At 48.3% G+C, this 16709-nt stretch carries 16 protein-coding genes; 5 read left to right on the top strand and 11 right to left on the bottom strand.

All coding sequences use genetic code 11. The features are described 5' to 3' along the window. Positions 1-195: 195 nt before the first annotated feature. On the bottom strand, positions 196-1110 hold the full coding sequence (locus tag JYB87_RS03975) for a hypothetical protein (RefSeq protein WP_207355622.1): 915 nt from the start codon (positions 1108-1110) through the stop codon (positions 196-198). A gap of 328 nt (positions 1111-1438) precedes the next feature. Here JYB87_RS03975 and JYB87_RS03970 point away from each other — a divergent pair, with 328 nt between their 5' ends. After that, the gene (locus tag JYB87_RS03970) at positions 1439-1657 is read left to right on the top strand and encodes a CCE_0567 family metalloprotein (RefSeq protein WP_207355621.1); all 219 of its coding nucleotides are present in this window, start codon (positions 1439-1441) and stop codon (positions 1655-1657) included. A gap of 168 nt (positions 1658-1825) precedes the next feature. Here JYB87_RS03970 and ahpF read toward each other — a convergent pair whose 3' ends face one another. The 3 genes from ahpF to JYB87_RS03955 all read right to left on the bottom strand — a co-directional run bounded on the left by ahpF (position 1826) and on the right by JYB87_RS03955 (position 4957). Beyond that, the gene (gene ahpF / locus JYB87_RS03965; protein WP_207355620.1) at positions 1826-3373 is read right to left on the bottom strand and encodes an alkyl hydroperoxide reductase subunit F; all 1548 of its coding nucleotides are present in this window, start codon (positions 3371-3373) and stop codon (positions 1826-1828) included. A 101-nt stretch (positions 3374-3474) separates the two neighbouring features. Then, positions 3475-4041: an alkyl hydroperoxide reductase subunit C gene (ahpC, locus tag JYB87_RS03960; protein ID WP_207355619.1), complete on the bottom strand. Its 567-nt coding sequence runs from the start codon at positions 4039-4041 to the stop codon at positions 3475-3477. Between the two features lie 172 nt (positions 4042-4213). Continuing rightward, positions 4214-4957, bottom strand: a complete 744-nt coding sequence (locus JYB87_RS03955; RefSeq protein ID WP_207355618.1) for a spermidine synthase — start codon at positions 4955-4957, stop codon at positions 4214-4216. An 85-nt stretch (positions 4958-5042) separates the two neighbouring features. Here JYB87_RS03955 and JYB87_RS03950 point away from each other — a divergent pair, with 85 nt between their 5' ends. After that, positions 5043-5609, top strand: a complete 567-nt coding sequence (locus tag JYB87_RS03950; protein ID WP_207355617.1) for a mechanosensitive ion channel family protein — start codon at positions 5043-5045, stop codon at positions 5607-5609. Here the strand turns inward: JYB87_RS03950 and JYB87_RS03945 are convergent. Both JYB87_RS03945 and JYB87_RS03940 read right to left on the bottom strand, forming a co-directional pair. Then, positions 5606-6601 carry a 2-hydroxyacid dehydrogenase gene (locus tag JYB87_RS03945; RefSeq protein WP_207355616.1) on the bottom strand — a complete coding sequence of 332 codons (996 nt, stop codon included), beginning with the start codon at positions 6599-6601 and terminating at the stop codon, positions 5606-5608. The genes JYB87_RS03950 and JYB87_RS03945 overlap by 4 nt on opposite strands. A 194-nt stretch (positions 6602-6795) precedes the next feature. Then, positions 6796-8589: a flavocytochrome c gene (locus tag JYB87_RS03940; RefSeq protein WP_407695829.1), complete on the bottom strand. Its 1794-nt coding sequence runs from the start codon at positions 8587-8589 to the stop codon at positions 6796-6798. Between the two features lie 294 nt (positions 8590-8883). On the opposite strand from JYB87_RS03940, the gene JYB87_RS03935 reads away from it, so the two are divergent. The 3 genes from JYB87_RS03935 (at position 8884) to JYB87_RS03925 (ending at position 12196) form a co-directional block, all read left to right on the top strand. Beyond that, the gene (locus tag JYB87_RS03935; protein ID WP_207355614.1) at positions 8884-9300 is read left to right on the top strand and encodes a hypothetical protein; all 417 of its coding nucleotides are present in this window, start codon (positions 8884-8886) and stop codon (positions 9298-9300) included. Between the two features lie 326 nt (positions 9301-9626). Further along, positions 9627-11525 (top strand): methyl-accepting chemotaxis protein, encoded by a 1899-nt coding sequence (locus tag JYB87_RS03930; RefSeq protein WP_207355613.1) that lies wholly within the window; start codon positions 9627-9629, stop codon positions 11523-11525. A 128-nt stretch (positions 11526-11653) separates the two neighbouring features. Continuing rightward, complete coding sequence (locus tag JYB87_RS03925) at positions 11654-12196, top strand: glutathione peroxidase (protein WP_207355612.1); 543 nt, start codon at positions 11654-11656, stop codon at positions 12194-12196. 116 nt (positions 12197-12312) lie between these two features. Here JYB87_RS03925 and JYB87_RS03920 read toward each other — a convergent pair whose 3' ends face one another. The 5 genes from JYB87_RS03920 to cobT all read right to left on the bottom strand — a co-directional run bounded on the left by JYB87_RS03920 (position 12313) and on the right by cobT (position 16697). Beyond that, entirely contained in the window at positions 12313-13428 is a 1116-nt protein-coding gene (locus tag JYB87_RS03920; protein WP_207355611.1) for a tetratricopeptide repeat protein, read from the bottom strand. A 181-nt stretch (positions 13429-13609) separates the two neighbouring features. After that, the gene (cobO, locus tag JYB87_RS03915; RefSeq protein WP_207355610.1) at positions 13610-14251 is read right to left on the bottom strand and encodes a cob(I)yrinic acid a,c-diamide adenosyltransferase; all 642 of its coding nucleotides are present in this window, start codon (positions 14249-14251) and stop codon (positions 13610-13612) included. 78 nt (positions 14252-14329) lie between these two features. Then, positions 14330-14848: a bifunctional adenosylcobinamide kinase/adenosylcobinamide-phosphate guanylyltransferase gene (cobU, locus tag JYB87_RS03910; RefSeq protein ID WP_207355609.1), complete on the bottom strand. Its 519-nt coding sequence runs from the start codon at positions 14846-14848 to the stop codon at positions 14330-14332. Beyond that, positions 14845-15630: an adenosylcobinamide-GDP ribazoletransferase gene (locus JYB87_RS03905; RefSeq protein WP_207355608.1), complete on the bottom strand. Its 786-nt coding sequence runs from the start codon at positions 15628-15630 to the stop codon at positions 14845-14847. The genes cobU and JYB87_RS03905 overlap by 4 nt, the downstream gene beginning before the upstream one ends. Then, entirely contained in the window at positions 15630-16697 is a 1068-nt protein-coding gene (cobT, locus tag JYB87_RS03900; protein ID WP_207355607.1) for a nicotinate-nucleotide--dimethylbenzimidazole phosphoribosyltransferase, read from the bottom strand. The genes JYB87_RS03905 and cobT overlap by 1 nt, the downstream gene beginning before the upstream one ends. Positions 16698-16709: the final 12 nt, after the last annotated feature.

Raw genomic sequence — 16709 nt, 5'->3', positions numbered from 1 at the left:
GGGCGACTCAGCGGTATGTCATTAAAAACTAAAAGATAGATATGTAACTTAAGTCAGCAAATGGTGTTTTTTGCGGCGATTTTAGCTGCAATTGTAACCAAGCTATTGAGCAATAAAGGACTCTCTGGAAGATTTGTATGATGATTGGCGCAGCGAACATTATTTTTTGCTAATTTTCGCCACGCCAACAGCGGATTACTCTTGTGCAAAAAGTGGCCGCCACACGCCACCGTAGTGTTCATCCTCAGAACCGATACTCATGATGCTGTGTGCAATATGCGGATTGGGGGCTGCCAATGCTTCTACCTTTAGCCCTTCTATCTGCCACTGTGGCTGCTTTTTCGGCTCAGTAAACAGCGCGGAGTGACTGGTTTGTGCCAATTTTGCTGCCGCATATACCAAAGAGCGAAACGGGCCATTATCGCCACCATCTTGGGTGGCCGCCGCCCAAATAATCCCCTGCTCATCAAGATACAGATCAGAGATTGAGCGGTACTTGGCCGGTCGCCACGCTTTGGGCACTTTGACTTGATAGCTTTGCTCAGCATAGCGCTGCCAATCTATGTTATCCGCCTGTAGCACGCCAACTCGCAGCACCCCATGACGATAGGCTTTACTGCCGCCGCGTTCGCCGATAATGACCAGCGTGTCATCTCCAACTTGGGTACAGAGCATTCCTTCAAAATTGTCGCCCTTTGTATGTTCGCCGCTGGGGATTAACTTAGGCAGATGATAGACCTGCAACACTTCGGCGTGATTGTCCTGCAGCTGAACTCGAAAAATGCGGCCAAACTTGCCATCCCAATAGCCCGACTCTGCCAGCAAATATTGCGCCTGGGTACCGGGCAGCTTACATACCGATTCTAAGTCGCTGCTTTGCCCATCGCTGTCGCGCCAATCATTGATCACGATCGGCGTGTATTGTTGCTCGCCGGCGCTGTTCAGTTGAAAAATGCCCAGCCGCTCGCCCGCTTGAAACACCTTTTTATCCTGTACCACCAAATAACGGTCAGCTTGCATCTGGGTCATGCCGCTAAAACCCAACTCCACCGCGAAGGCAGAACTACTCAACAGCCAGCTGGCCAGCAGAGAATACGCCAGTTTGTTCATCAATCTTGTTCCAACAGTATGATCAATCCGTCTTTAAGACTGAGCAGCATGGCACGTCAGTTCCACGCTTGTCGAATGGATTTGCACGTCAAACGGCGCATCCCGCCAGTCCTCGTCGCTAAACTTGGTCAACAACCGCCATCAATGCGAGCCAATCGCCTGCGCTGACTTCTTGTTCGCTAACGCGCAAAAGCGTCGCCTTTGCCACAAATCAGCATTTTGCTGCCACAAATAACCGATTGATTCATAACAGTCTTGCTATAAAAAAACTTTGGTATGGCGTTTGATAGCTTAACGGATATGCCCTCACCGCAAATAGGAGTCATCCATGGAACAGTTAGCTCAGTTGCAGAAAGAAGTTCGCCGCGCCAAACGCATCGCAGCTGAACACGCAGGCGTATTACATGACTTAGTTGAAGATAGATTGCCACAGGCGTTTGCAGAATTGCCCGGCGTCACCCAAGCCTGCTTTGATGCCTGTCAGCATTGGGCGGCGCTTAACCAACAACTGCTAGAGGCCGAAGCCGATGCCAGTAAAGTGGAATAACAACCAATACGGCTGAACAGCTTAGAAAACCGAGGAAACAACACATAAAAACGCCTCGTAATGCCCGTAATGAAAATTACTATGAGGCGAGTTACGAGGCGCTTTTTTATGAGTTGAGAAGTTGCGAGGCGCTTACTACTGAGCAATGCTTCGCTAAATCTGCTCGGCTTATTCGGCTTCGCGGATTAAGTAGTCAAAGGCACTCAGTGCTGCTGTAGCGCCACTACCCATCGAGATGATGATCTGTTTGTAAGGAATATTAGCAGCATCACCAGCAGCAAATACGCCCGGCATTGAGGTTGCACCTTTAGCATCGATAATCACTTCGCCCATGCGGCTCAGTTCCACTTCACTTTCTTTCAAGAAGCCTGTGTTTGGTACTAAACCAATCTGCACAAAGATCCCTGCCAGTTCGATGGTATGCGCTTCACCGGTCACACGGTCTTTATACGCGATAGCGTTCACTTTGCTACCATCACCCAAGACTTCAGTAGTTTGCGCATTTTTGATGATATCAATGTTGCCCATCGATTTGGCTTTTTTCACCAACACTTCATCGGCGCGCAGGGTGTCAGCAAATTCGAGTACTGTAACGTGTTCAACAATACCCGCTAAGTCGATCGCCGCTTCAATACCTGAGTTACCGCCACCAATCACTGCGACTTTTTTGCCTTTATAGAATGGGCCGTCACAGTGTGGGCAGTAAGCTACGCCTTTGGTGCGATATTGCTCTTCGCCCGGCACACCCAGCTCACGCCAGCGCGCGCCAGTGGCCAAAACCACACTTTTACCTTTCAAGGTGGCACCGCTTTCCAGTTCGATATTTAGCAAACCATCGCGTTTTATGTTGGCTGCACGTTGACCGGTGATGATATCTACACCGTACTCTTTCACGTGTTGCTCAAGTGCGGCTGACAGTTTTGGTCCTTCGGTATAGGTCACCGAAATAAAGTTCTCAATGCCAACGGTGTCCATCACCTGACCACCGAAGCGTTCGGCCACAATCGCGGTACGAATGCCTTTACGTGCGGCGTAAATAGCTGCCGCTGCGCCCGCAGGGCCACCGCCAACGACCAGCACGTCGTATGGGGCTTTTTCATTCAGTGCTGCGGCTTTATCTTCAGCCGCACTGGTATCCACTTTTTCAACGATCTCTTCCAGCGTCATGCGGCCTTGACCAAAGTGTTCACCGTTGAGGTAAACCGCTGGCACTGCCATCACGCCACGTTGGTTGACTTCATCTTGGAACAAGCCACCGTCAATCATCACGTGAGTGATATTTGGATTGAGGTTAGCCATTAAATTCAGCGCTTGCACCACGTCTGGACAGTTGTGGCACGACAGCGAAATATAGGTTTCAAAGTGGAATTCACCTTTCAAATGGCGGATCCGCTCTAACAGCTCAGGATCGGCTTTCGATGGGTGACCACCGGCTTGCAACAGTGCCAACACTAATGAAGTGAACTCATGACCCAAAGGTACACCAGCAAAATGTACGCGTGGTTCAACCCCTGCAGCGGCAATCGACATACATGGGGTACGCGCGTTGCTGCCTTGTTTAAGGCTGATTTTATCACTCATGCTTGCCAGTTCACTGGCCAGCTCGGTGACTTCCTTCGATTTAGCACTGTCATCACCGGACACGCTAACTTCAATAGGCTGCTTGATGTATTGCAGATAGGTGTCCAGTTGTTGTTTTAAATTTGCGTCTAACATGAACGTGTCCTGTGAAAATAAGAGGAGAGTTGGAGAACTCCGGCCCAGCGGAGGAATGTATCTCTGGGCCGAAGTGATTGAGCGAGGAGATAAAATCTAACTTAGATTTTACCTACCAAGTCCAGTGAAGGAGCCAAAGTGGCTTCGCCTTCTTTCCATTTAGCAGGGCAAACTTCACCTGGGTGAGAAGCTACATATTGAGCAGCTTTGATTTTGCGCAGCAGGTCTTCCGCGTCACGACCGATACCTTCAGCAGTCACTTCCATTGCTTGGATGATGCCTTCTGGGTCAATCAAGAAAGTCGCACGGTCAGCCAGACCTTGGCCTTCACGCAGTACACCAAAGTTGTTGGTGATGGTGGCAGTTTGGTCGCCTACCATGTAGTACTGGATTTTGCCGATAGTTTCAGAGCTGTCATGCCATGCTTTGTGAGTGAAGTGAGTGTCAGTAGATACTGAGTAAACTTCAACGCCAAGTTTTTGCAGCTGTTCATAATGGTCAGCCAGGTCGCCCAATTCAGTTGGACATACGAAGGTGAAGTCCGCTGGGTAGAAGAAAACTACTGACCATTTGCCCAACAGATCTTTTTCAGATACTTGAACAAATTCACCTTGGTGGAAAGCGGTTGCGTTGAAAGGTTTGATTGCAGTGTTCAGAGCTTGAGGCATGTTATTACTCCCGTCATCATTGATAAAAACTCATTGGGCAACTCGTTTGCCCGTTCGATGGAAGTAATACTAGTCCGCTTGTGTTTTTTGTTAAATCAGATAAAAACTATTGTTCCAATCGGTTTTTTCGAGAAAATCTACATCAAGCTCTGCTAATCAATCTCAGATGAGGTTACTGCCAAACCTCAAATTTGGTCAGTGGTTGGGTCATATCAAACTCTAATTTAGGCGATAAACTTAGGGCCAACTGCTTTAATCCAGCTTGAGTAAACACCTGTGGTCGCCGTGCGGCAAACACCACCCAGTTACCGCTTCCGGTCAAACAAGCGCGCACGTCGGCAAAGCGTGCCAGCAAGCGCTGACGCAACTCTTCATCGCCACGAGCCTCTTTCCAACAGTTCAGCACCAGTAAGCCGTGGTCTTTTAACTGATATAAACAGTTATCGAGAAATTCGCTATCGCGCTGCATCTCCGCCATCCCATCAGCGTGGAATAGATCGCTGTAGATCACATCGACTCGACGGTCGTCACGGCTGGCCATGTAGTCAAATGCATCCTGCTGTATTAAGGTCAGTTTTTTCGATAACGGCAGCATGAAATACTTTTTGGCCACATCGATGACAGCTTCGCGTAACTCCACCGCGGTAATCTTGATGGAGGGGTCAAAATTGCGCAACGAATGTACTAATAAACCGCCACCGAGCCCTAGGACTATCACTCGTTTGGGCGTGCCGTATAATAGCGACATCAACATCGCTTTGAGGTAAGTATGCTGTGGTTGATGCGGTACTTTTTTGTTGAGCTTGCTTTGCTCGTCGTTAAAACCAAAGGTTAAAATGCGTGTATCCCCGAGTTCCAGTACTGCAATACTGCCATATTCATCTGCCGTAGACGCTAGCAGTTGATAATCATCCATCCATCTCTCCGTAACTTTACCGGGAATATAAATTGGTTAACATAACACCTACCATTGAACAGCAGGCACAAAAGGAACACAGCTCATGGTGACCAATATCTTTATCATCATTCTTTATGTTGCTGCGTTTGTGCTTATTCAGCGCAGGATCAGCAAGTTAATTCATGAGTTCAGCGCGAGCAAACACATTAACCCAACCCGAACCAGTCTGGTAAGCAAATTTATTAGCTTGGTGTTATTTTTTGTCACCTTGTCGATGATGGCAATATCGCTGGGGATTGGCTACCAAGATGTGTCGTTGTTTGTCTCATCCGCCTTTGCGGTAATGGGGATGGCCCTGTTTGCACAGTGGTCCATATTGTCGAATCTGACTGCCGGGATCCTGATTTTCTTTATGTTCCCGTACAAACTAGGCGATCGCATCAAGATTATTGATGCCGACGTTGATGCCACCGGCATTTTGGAAGAGGTAACCCTGTTTCACCTGCTGATCAAACTCGACAGCGGCGATACCATTACCTACCCCAATACCTTAGCGTTGACCCATCCAGTCATTAAGCTGACGCAGCAACACACAGTGCCGTTGCCAACAACTGCGCCGGCGGCAGTTGCAGCAACAACACCATCAGAAGCGGATAAGGTACAAGCTTAAAACAGCTCGTTACCGCATTTTTTACCCGCCAGAATTTGGCCAACATTGCTCAAGGTGGTTTGGGCAATGTTATCCAAAGCTTCACGAGTCAAAAACGCTTGGTGGCCGGTGAATATCACGTTGTGGCAAGCGGATAGACGACGGAACACGTCATCCAAAATCACTTCGTTCGATTTATCTTCGAAGAACAGCTCTTTCTCGTTTTCGTAAACGTCTAACCCGAGTGAACCAATCTGCCCCATTTTCAGTGCTTCCATGGCATCAACGGCATTAAGCAAGCCACCACGGCTAGTGTTAATCACCATCATGCCCGGCTTCATTTTGGCAAAGCTATCAGCATTGAGCAGATGCTGGTTGTCTTTGGTCAGCGGACAATGCAAGCTGATGATATCGCTGTTTTTGTAGATATCATCCAAACTGGCGTACTCACCGCCAAGCTGCTCAACCAACGGATTGATAAACGGATCGTAAGCCAACACCTTGCAACCAAAACCACGTAAAATGCGAATGGTGGCGATACCAATTTTACCGGTACCAATCACCCCAACCGTTTTACCATACATGTTAAAGCCCACTAATCCTTCTAAGGAAAAGTTAGCGTCACGGGTACGACCGTAAGATTTGTGAATTTTACGGTTCAAGGTCAGCATCAAGGCGATGGTATGTTCGGCCACTGACTCAGGCGAATAAGCTGGCACGTTGACTACTTCGAGCCCCAAACGTTTAGCGGCGTCTAAATCCACGTTATTGAAGCCAGCGCAACGCATCGCAATGATCTTGGTGCCGGAGGCATAGAGCTTGGTCAGCACCTCTTCACACAGTTCATCGTTCACGAACGCACAAATGACTTCAAAGCCCAACGCCAAGCGCACGTTTTGTCGGCTCAATCGATAATCGAAGAACTCGATTTCAGCGCCAAAATTTCCCGCCTCGTTGGTTTGGGTAAAGTGTTGAATGTCGTACCGCTTGGCACTAAAAAAACCGATTCTCATGGTGTGACTCACTTCAAAAACAACAATTGTTGAGCAGTGTAGGAGACTTTGCTGATATTGTCTTGAACATCAAACTTGATCACCGATAAAACTTGAGCTGGCGCACAAAGCAAAAGGCGAGCCGCTATGGCTCGCCTCAAGGTTTAACCTCTGATGCACCGTGGCATCAGTGGCAGCGCATCAGTAGTTAGCGCTTATTTTGCTTTAACAAATTGCGCGGCGTTACGGCCTGCAATTCGGCCAAAGGTGACAATGTCAGAGATCGCGTTACCGCCTAAACGGTTAGCGCCGTGGACACCACCGGTGGCTTCACCTGCAGCAAACAAGCCGCTGATCACTTTGCCATCTTTATTCAGCACTTCAGCGCTGGTATCGATTTTCACGCCACCCATGCTGTGGTGCACTGCTGGCTTCACTTCCAGCGCATAGTAAGGACCAGTCGCCAGTTCGCGCGGCATGTTAGGCCGTTCAAATTGTGCATCTTTACCTGCTTTCACAAAGCCGTTGTAGCTTGCCACTGTAGCCTCTAAATTTGCGGCTGGCAGCCCCAATTTAGCAGCTAAGTCCGCCACGGTTTTGCCTTCAGTGACGATGCCAAGATGGATGTAGTTCTCGATTTTTTTCAGGCTCTTACGTACTGAATCATCAAAGAACAAGAAAGCACTGGCACCAGTTTGATTCAAAATGGCTGCCGAGGCTTTATCGCGGGTGGTGATTTCGTTCACGAAGCGTTTACCTTCGCGGTTAACCAAAATCGCTCCGTTACCGCGTACCGCTTCAGTCACCATCACTCCACCTTTTGGAGACCAAGTTGGGTGCGCTTGAATGTATTCAAGATCGCGGGTCGCAGCACCTGCCGCCAACGCGACATCTAAACCATCACCGGTTGCACCTGGATGGTTAGTCGCCGCAAAGCCTTTCAGCTTAGGATCATAACTGGCTACACGGTCATTGTTTTTCGCAAAGCCGCCAGTCGCCATTACTACAGCGCTGGTTTTGATCACGTAGAAACCAGTGTATTTACCTTCAACTAACACCCCTTCAACCTTGCCATTGCTGTCTTCAAGCACACGTACAACACGGCTATTGAAGCGAATATCGGCACCGCTTTTCACTGCAGCGCCATAAAGAACTTGCGCCACATGCGCGCCCACACCCGCACCACCAGTAGGACGGTGAGTACGGTTAACACTGGCGCCGCCCATCCGGCCAACGTCACTCATATCGGCGCCCATAGAGGTCAACCAATCGATAGAATCGGATGAGTTGCTCGCCAGAATATTCACCAACGCAGGGTCGTTGATATTGCGACCGCCTTTCATGGTGTCCTCAATCATGATGGACACTTTATCTTGAATGCCACGCTTCTTCTGGAATTGTGTTTCAGCAGCGTTCATACCACCGGCGGCTAACTTAGTATTGCCACCAGCCAGCGGTTCTTTTTCCAACACTATCACTTTGGCGCCGTTTTCAGAGGCAGAGACAGCAGCGGCTAAACCTGCGCCGCCTGATCCCACCACCACGATATCAATTGATTCACGTGGACCGGCGGCAATCGCTTTGTCTTGTTCCGCTTTGTGACTATCAACGGGCTCAAAGGTACGTTGCCATTTACCACCAAACGGCATGTCAAAGCCAAAGCTATGGCAGGCATCACAATAAGCAACCGATTGCTCATGGCCTTTGTGACATGCGGTACAGGCAATATCCCCAATCAAGTGTGATTTATGTGGGGTGATCTCTTTCTTCGCGGCCACATCGGCAGCAGCGAGTTCATCCATTGAACCATGGCAGCTCAAACATTGTTGGTTTTCATGGGTAAGGTTGTCGTCAGTTGGCCCTTTTTTACTGACGTGACAGCTATCACAGTCGCCCATATTAAGATGGAATTTTGCTAAATTATCCGCTTCAGCATTCGCTGCGTTGTGATAACAGCTAAATAAAACAAGTGCTAAGCTGGATACTTTTAATAGTCCCGCTACTTTCATGGAATTCCTCCAGAACTTCATTGCTCATCATTACCTTGTTCACATTAGCAATAATTGTTATTTTCCAAGTTGATAATGTGATTAGTCCCAGAGCGAAAATTAACACTCAACAGCTACACCAATATTTATCTTGTTCACAAAAAACTGAGAAAAATCGTTTTGTAACTATTGTTCACGATAAAATAAGATTGAATAAACAACCACTAATGTAACAAAAACCATTGTTTAAATTGGCTTTTAATATTAGATTAAAATAATTAATTAGATGTATAAAACTTAATATATAGGCTTGCTATGTCCCCACATCAACGATATTTACCAAACTCGATTTTTTGGCTGCAACGCATCACAAAAACCAGTTTAAGAACCCTGCATATTGTCGGTGTGTGTGGTGCGTCTGGAGGCGTGTTGTTTGCAGTAGAGAGCCAGCTTTGGTACCCCTATTGGGTTGTAGCGCTGTGTTCTGGCGCATTATTGATGCTATGGGAGATTGTGCGAGAACCTAGCTGGATAATTCAACTAAAAGGGGTGTTAACCCTAGTAAAGTTGGCACTACTGGGCAGTTTTTTCATCATCCCGCAATATATGGATTGGCTTTTTTTCGCGATTATCGTGTTGTCAGTAATCGTCAGCCATGGCCCTGCTGGCTTACGTCATTATTCGATTTATCATCGGCGCTGTATCAACCAACGTCATGAGATTAAGGGCTAACAGCGTCTGTTCTCCGAGGGTTTGCATTAGCATAAAATAATACAAAATCGCGTTTAAAACGTTATTGCTTTAATAAATATAGTGGCTATTTAGTCTAATAAAAACATAGATCCTTCAATCAAAATCGCCATACAAGTTCATTTTCAATAACTTCACCAAGACCTTTAATCCTCCACAAAAATTCGCTTTGTAAAATCACTTTTTTAGTTGATTGAAAGCTGATATGAATGAGCTTAGGAAAATTGCAAAACCTGACTACACTTTAGTTAAGGTGACGCAATTATGACTGGGACGCGCGCCGCATCATATTTAAAGGGACTTAACATATGAAGATTATTTTTGAGAACATATCGATTGCCGCCAAACTGATGTTAGGTTTTGGTTTAGTGCTGCTGCTATCACTGTTGCTGACATTTACCGGCTGGCAAGGCCTAGGAAATGTCATTAGTTCAAGCGATAAAGTGATTGCCATTCAGAAACTCAATAAAGTTATTTCTGACACCAAAGCGGCACGAGAAAACTATCTACGCTCAATGAGCCAAAGCGATCAGCAATTACTTGCCGACAACATTCAAACCATGGTGTCACTGCTCGAATCGCAAACCGCGTCGAGCAGTAATGCCGAGCAGTTGGCGGCTTATCGCCAAGTCATCACCTTTGTTGAACAATATCGCGAGCTGTTTCAAACCTTAGTGCCATTGTATCAAAGCCAATCTCAAGCAGTAACTGCGACACGTAACACGCTACAGCAGCTTATAGAGCACACCCACGCACTTGAACAGCAATTACATAGCGGTAGCGATACTCACTGGCAACAGCTTGCGACAATCGTAACCATCAGCAGTGAAGCTCAACAGCTACGTTTTGATCTGAATGCTTGGTTCGCTGACAAAAGCCAAGCAGGCCAAATTCCCAGCCAGATCAGTCAACAAATTGCTTCGATTAAACAGCAAGTCTCGGGTATGAGTGATGGCCGCAGCAAAGGGTTCATTACCGAGATTGACAGTGTGCAACAACAGTTAAATCGCTATGTTGAAGCGCATATTACTGCCGACAAACTCACCGAACGCTACGTTGAAGTTGCCCGCAGTATTCGCAATGGGGTTGATAATCTCGAGCATGACTTAATGACATGGCAACACGGCAAAAGTGACAGCGCCCGCTACACCTTGGCAAGCGTATCGATCATCTCGATTGTGCTTGGGGTGTTGTCCACTATTGTTATTAACCGCATGATTGCCGCGCCACTGCATATTACCGCAATCGCCGCCGAACGCATCGCTAAGGGCGACCTGACCAATCCACTGACGACCGAGCGAAAAGACGAAGTGGGCGCGCTGCAACGAGCAATTGGCGATATGACCCGTTCACTAACTGAGTTAATCAGCAACGTCAGTGGCGGCATTGCCGAAATCACCGCTGCAGCTACCCAATTATCTGCCGTGACCGAACAAAATCGAAGCGGCATGGCGCAGCAACAAGTAGAAACTGAACAGGTTGCTACGGCCATGAACGAGATGACCGCCACCGTACATGATGTCGCCTCAAATGCGGAGCAAGCCGCTGAAGCCACCAGCAGTGCCGAGCAAGTCACCATGGCGGGTAACCGTGCGATGGACGACACCATCGAGGTTGTGAATAAGCTTGACCACGAACTCGATCAAACAACGGTAGCCATGCAGACATTAGCTAAACAAACCGATGGCATCGGCAGTGTGATGGAAGTGATCAAATCCGTGGCCGAGCAAACCAATCTGCTGGCGCTTAATGCCGCCATTGAAGCCGCTCGCGCAGGCGAAGCAGGCCGAGGATTTGCGGTGGTAGCCGACGAAGTGCGTAGCTTGGCACAGCGCACTCAAGAATCGACCTCGGAAATTGAATCGATTATTCAGCAACTTCAAACCGGCGCACAAAAGTCGTTAAAGATGATGGAAAACAGCCGTCAAATGGCCATCACCAATGCCAACAGTGCGCAAAACATGGGGCAATTGTTTAGCGAAATTGCCCGTGCCGTATCAACGGTGCAGCAGATGAGCCATCAAATTGCGGCCGCGGCGGAAGAACAAAGCACTGTGGCAGAAGAGATCAATCGCCGCGTCACTCAAGTGAATGAAATTGCCAACCAAACTGCGTCATCATCCAACGAAACCGCAGAGGCAACTGAACGGCTGGCCGCACTGGGCGCGCAGTTAAGTACCGCGATTAAGGGCTTTAAAGTGGCATGATTCAGATAATCACAACGAACATAGAGGGCGTTATCCACGGGTAACGCCCTTTTCTTTTGCCAACGCTTGACGAAAAATCATCACTGATGCAATGTGATCTAGATCAAATAATTAATGAGGTTTATCAGATGAGTATTTATGACATTGAAGTCAGCACAATCAGCGGTGAGCAGGTCTCACTGGCTAAATACCAAGGTAAGGTATTACTGCTAGTTAACGTCGCGTCTAAGTGCGGCTTAACCAAACAATATGAAGAGTTAGAAGCACTTTACAAAGCCAAGGCAGCCACGGGGTTTGAAATTTTAGGTTTTCCCTGCAATCAATTTTTAGGACAAGAGCCCGGCACTGAAGCGGAAATCCAACAATTCTGCACCTTGAATTACGGCGTAACCTTTCCAATGTTTGCCAAAATTGAAGTGAATGGTGCCAATCGTCATCCACTGTACCAAGCACTGATTGCCGCCCAGCCAAGCGCAATTAAAAATCCTACTGGCGGTTTAGCCGACAAATTAGCCGAAATGAAGCTGTTACCTGAAACTGACAGTGACATTTTGTGGAACTTTGAAAAATTCTTGATTGGCGCGGATGGCCAAGTGTTAGCCCGCTTTGCGCCAGACGTTACTGTAACCTCAGCAGAGTTTACTGAGGTGCTGGATAAGGTATTAGCCTAGACGACTTAGGCAAACGCTAAAACTCGGTGCGCGCTCAAAAATACGCACCCAAAAATGAATCAAAAGGACGGCAATCGCCGTCCTTTTTGCTATGCACTGTCCTACCCAAGAATCGACTAACCTTGCAGTTCGAAGAATCGCTGTAAGTCGTTGGCCTTGATGATTTGCACATCTTTCTTAGCTTGCTCATCACCGAGTTGCGCTGCAAATTTAGGGTAACCCGCATCTTTAGCAATCTTAAACGCCTGCATCGCTAACTCATTGTCTTTGTGTTCAAGATTCAATACGCCAAAGGCAAACGCTGCTTTCGGGTGACCTTGTTCTGTCGCCAAGTAAAAGCAGTTCACTATGCTATCGGCGTAATTCGATTCAGCCACAAATCCGGAACTCACCTGTTGTTTCACTTGAGTAAACAGCTCAGGTTGTTGCTGGAATAACATGCCCAATTGATACAGGGCATCGGGCTGTTGCGCGCGATAGAGCCACAGTGCCGCTTGCAGCAAATCTTGGCTGCGACCATCCCCTTGCAGGTATTGTGCGGCTAACTGTTGCATCGCTTCCACATTACCGTCAGTCGCCGATTTCTCAATCCAATAACGGTATTGGGCTAAGTCAGCATCGCCACAACGGCCTTGTTGATAGAACGACGCCAACATCAGCGGCGCTTGCTTATCGCCAGCTTCCGCCGCCTGAGTAAGATACTGTTTGCCAAGGGTGAAGTTTTGCACATCAGGATCGGTACAGTAACGGCGTCCGAGCTGCATCATGGCTTTCACATCATTTTGCTTAGCGGCTCTGGCCAAAAAATCCAAACCACGAATTTTGTCTGGGGTGTTGTCATGCTTAAACAGGATGTCGGCCAATTCTGTTTGCGCTTTGAGCATACCGCTGTTGGCTGCGTGTTCCAGCTCATCGGTCGCCATCAGCACATTGGCTTCCCATTCCAAGCCGGAAAGATTCGGGAAAATATAGTAAAGATGTGCCAGCTGGTAATGGGCTTCTGCTTCGCCGTTTTTGGCTGCGCGAACAAACCATTTTTCTGCCAATTCAGGAGAATAGTCACTGCTGTGACGATCCCAATAATGTTGCGCCAGTTGTAACTGCTGCGGCGATGAAAACAGATAAAAGTCAGCCAATTGCAGTTGTTTGAAATGACGAGGGCTAGGCTGCATCATGAGCAATGCACCCAAGACAACAAACAGTAACATCAGCGCAGCCGTGCTACGTAACATTAAACGTTTCATTTGAATTACAACCTCATACGTATGACATTTAAACTATTGGCGATCATACGAATGAATCAGAGCGGATAAAATGACTATTTGCGCTTTTAAATCATAGATGTGAATCAAATCGACTTTAGCGAAAATCTGCGGTCAGCCACCAAATTTTCGCTAATGTCATGCACAGCTATCAATAATCAAACCCTGACTGGGCTTTGATGCCACTATCAAAGGCATGTTTGACGTTATTGATTTCACTGACGGTATCGGCCAAATCGATCAACTGGCGATGGCAACCACGGCCAGTGATAATCACATGCTGCATCGGCGGGCGATTTTGCAAAGCAGTGATCACCTTATCTAAATCTAAATAGTGAAAGCTCACCATGTAGGTCAGTTCATCGAGTAGCAACACGTCGATGCGGTCATCTTTGAGCCACGCTTCCGCCGCTTGCCAAGCCTTTTCTGCCGCAGCGGTGTCTTTGGCACGATCTTGGGTATCCCAAGTGAAGCCGGTGCCCATGACTTCAAATTGTACGCCGGCGTTCTCTAGTAACTTACGCTCACCGCAATCCCAAGAACCTTTGATAAATTGCACCACAGCAGCATTTTTTCCATGGCCGACAGCACGTGCCACAGTGCCAAAACCGGCTGTAGATTTGCCTTTACCGTTGCCGGTCAACACCAACAAAATGCCCTTTTCGTCGGTCGCGGCCGCAACGCGGGCATCCACCGCCTGCTTGAGTTTTTGCTGGCGGGCTTTATGACGATCTGCTTTCTGCTGTTCATCATTGGGCTGTGGGGTTGGGGTTGGGGTTAATTCATCAGTCACAATAAAATCTCGCGGCTAAAAGGGTGAAATGGTTAAGTGAGAAATCTCAATGAAATAAAAGCTTAGTTGATGAGGATATTACTGTTTCAGTGTGAGCGGTAATCCCGCCACCACCAGCGTTACCTGATCGGCAATGCTGGCCAGCTGCTGGTTGAGCCACCCGGCTTCATCCACAAACCGGCGGCTAAGTTCACCCAGTGGCACAATGCCCGCCCCGACCTCGTTAGTCACCAGCACCAGCTCGCCATCAAAGTGAGCAACTGCTTGGCAAAGTGCACTGCGGCATTGCTGCATATCGACGTCTGCCAGTAATTGATTGGTGAGCCATAGGGTTAAACAGTCCACTAATACTGGCTGCTGGCGCCCCGATAACGATGTAAGCGTCTCAGCTAACGCCAGTGGGCATTCCAGCAATTGCCATGCTGCGTCACTATTGGCGCGCTGCTGTTGATGGTGGCGAATACGCTGCGCCATCTCATTATCGCCCGCGGTTGCAGTGGCAATATACACTGGCGAAGCACAGCCGCTTTGCATTATTAATTGCTCGGCAAAGCGACTCTTGCCACTTCGCGCACCGCCAATGACCAGATGGATCATCCAGCGCTATTCCGGCCAACCAACAACAGTATATAAATCGCGAGTTCGCTAAGTTGCTGCGCGGCGCCGAGAGTGTCTCCGGTATAGCCGCCAATTTGGCTGCGCAACCAAAATACGATGCCATAGCGGATCACCACAGCGCAGACCACAAAGGTAATAATCGACGCGGGCGCCAGTAGCATCACCACCAGCACCCCCGACAACAGCAGAATGCCGAGATCATTAATACTCTGTTGATGTGCTAAAGGTTTACTTGTGCCTTCATCACGCACATAGGTTTCGCTAAAAATAAGGCTGGCGGCAATCACTCGGCTCAGCGTGTGCGCCAAAATCAGCGCCATAAACGCTGAGACAGGATCGTACAAGGTCAGCTCGGTCAGCAGCTCAAACTTGAGCAGCAGCACCATCACCAACGCCAGCGCACCATAGCTGCCCAACCGGCTGTCTTTCATGATGTTGAGCTTGTCTGCAATGCTCCAACCACCGCCAAAACCATCGGCAGTATCCGCTAAACCGTCTTCATGAAAACCACCCGTAAGTAAGATGCTGGTGAGCATGGCCAACACGATGGCAATCGACATCGGTAACACCAATGACACCAACCACATGACCAGTGCTGACACACAGCCCACCAGCAAGCCAACCACGCCAAAATAACGGCTGGCGCGATTGAGGCTGTCGCTATCCACATTGATTTGGGATGGCACTGGAATCCGAGTAAAAAAGCCGATAGCAATCAGCAATAATCGCAATTGTTCCAGCCAGACAGCCCGATCTTTCATTAAGCAGCTCCAGAAGTGACTGCAGGCTCAACCACAGAGGTGACACCCGCTTCAGCAAAGCTGGCCATCTCGTTATAAAACGACACGGCAGCTTGTAATAATGGTAATGCCAACGCTGCACCAGTACCTTCGCCCAAGCGCAGACCAAGGCGCAACATTGGGCGAGCATTCAAGCTCAGCAACAAACGTTTATGACCATGCTCACCTGATTCATGCGAGAAAATCAGATAATCACGGGCAGCAGGTGCCAATTTCACCGCCGCTAATGCCGCAACAGAAGCAATAAAGCCATCTACCAGCACCGGCACACCAAACTCTGCCGCCGCCAAAATAGTACCGGTCATCTGCACGATTTCATACCCACCAACGCAGGCAAGAATCTGAATTGGGTTGGTCAGATGAGAATAGTGATGCTGCAGCGCTTGTTCAACGATAATACGTTTACGTTTCAGCGCCACAATGTCGATACCTGTGCCTTTGCCGGTACATTCGGCGACCGGAATACTGGTCAACGCCGCCATCACAGCTGCAGCTGAAGTGGTGTTACCAATGCCCATTTCACCAATCGCCAGCAGATTGCTGCCGTTGTTCACATGGCGCTCCACCAATTCGCGTGCAAAGGCGAAACCTTGATGCACAGTGTCAATGTTCATCGCTGCAGCTTTATGAATCGGCTGAGTCGCATTACCCAAACGTTGGTTGATGATACGTGGATCATCAATTTGCGTTTTGATACCACAATCAATCACTTCTAGCGCCATGTTATTTTGGCGACAGAAAACATTGATCGCAGCACCACCATTGATGAAGTTTTGCACCATCTGTGCGGTAATTTCACTGCCACCGATCGATACACCATAGTCGGCAATACCATGATCGCCAGCAAACACCAACATAGTCGGTTTGTTGATTGCCAGCTTGTCAGCAGCAGAGGTTAATTGAATACGGCCCAACTGCAGCGCCAGTGATTCGAGTTCACCGAGTGCGCCGAGTGGCTTAGTTTTGTTATCAATACGCGAGAGTATCTCACTATCCAGTGAGTGATTGACTGGGGTTACCTTGTACATACGAATCCATCC

This window comes from Shewanella avicenniae (genome assembly GCF_017354945.1).
GTDB lineage: Bacteria > Pseudomonadota > Gammaproteobacteria > Enterobacterales > Shewanellaceae > Shewanella > Shewanella avicenniae.
The sequence above is the reverse complement of the archived record's forward strand: the minus strand, read 5'-3'. Positions and strand labels throughout refer to the sequence as shown.

Excerpts from the sequence above, each read along its gene's own strand:
- JYB87_RS03955 (WP_207355618.1), bottom strand. The coding sequence starts at position 4,957 with ATGGATGATTATCAACTGCTAGCGTCTACGGCAGATGAATATGGCAGT.
- cobT (WP_207355607.1), bottom strand. The coding sequence starts at position 16,697 with ATGTACAAGGTAACCCCAGTCAATCACTCACTGGATAGTGAGATACTC.
- JYB87_RS03950 (WP_207355617.1), top strand. The coding sequence starts at position 5,043 with ATGGTGACCAATATCTTTATCATCATTCTTTATGTTGCTGCGTTTGTG.
- cobU (WP_207355609.1), bottom strand. The coding sequence starts at position 14,848 with ATGATCCATCTGGTCATTGGCGGTGCGCGAAGTGGCAAGAGTCGCTTT.
- JYB87_RS03935 (WP_207355614.1), top strand. The coding sequence starts at position 8,884 with ATGTCCCCACATCAACGATATTTACCAAACTCGATTTTTTGGCTGCAA.
- JYB87_RS03930 (WP_207355613.1), top strand. The coding sequence starts at position 9,627 with ATGAAGATTATTTTTGAGAACATATCGATTGCCGCCAAACTGATGTTA.
- JYB87_RS03945 (WP_207355616.1), bottom strand. The coding sequence starts at position 6,601 with ATGAGAATCGGTTTTTTTAGTGCCAAGCGGTACGACATTCAACACTTT.
- JYB87_RS03905 (WP_207355608.1), bottom strand. The coding sequence starts at position 15,630 with ATGAAAGATCGGGCTGTCTGGCTGGAACAATTGCGATTATTGCTGATT.
- ahpC (WP_207355619.1), bottom strand. The coding sequence starts at position 4,041 with ATGCCTCAAGCTCTGAACACTGCAATCAAACCTTTCAACGCAACCGCT.
- JYB87_RS03975 (WP_207355622.1), bottom strand. The coding sequence starts at position 1,110 with ATGAACAAACTGGCGTATTCTCTGCTGGCCAGCTGGCTGTTGAGTAGT.
- JYB87_RS03920 (WP_207355611.1), bottom strand. The coding sequence starts at position 13,428 with ATGTTACGTAGCACGGCTGCGCTGATGTTACTGTTTGTTGTCTTGGGT.
- JYB87_RS03970 (WP_207355621.1), top strand. The coding sequence starts at position 1,439 with ATGGAACAGTTAGCTCAGTTGCAGAAAGAAGTTCGCCGCGCCAAACGC.
- JYB87_RS03940 (WP_407695829.1), bottom strand. The coding sequence starts at position 8,589 with ATGAAAGTAGCGGGACTATTAAAAGTATCCAGCTTAGCACTTGTTTTA.
- JYB87_RS03925 (WP_207355612.1), top strand. The coding sequence starts at position 11,654 with ATGAGTATTTATGACATTGAAGTCAGCACAATCAGCGGTGAGCAGGTC.
- ahpF (WP_207355620.1), bottom strand. The coding sequence starts at position 3,373 with ATGTTAGACGCAAATTTAAAACAACAACTGGACACCTATCTGCAATAC.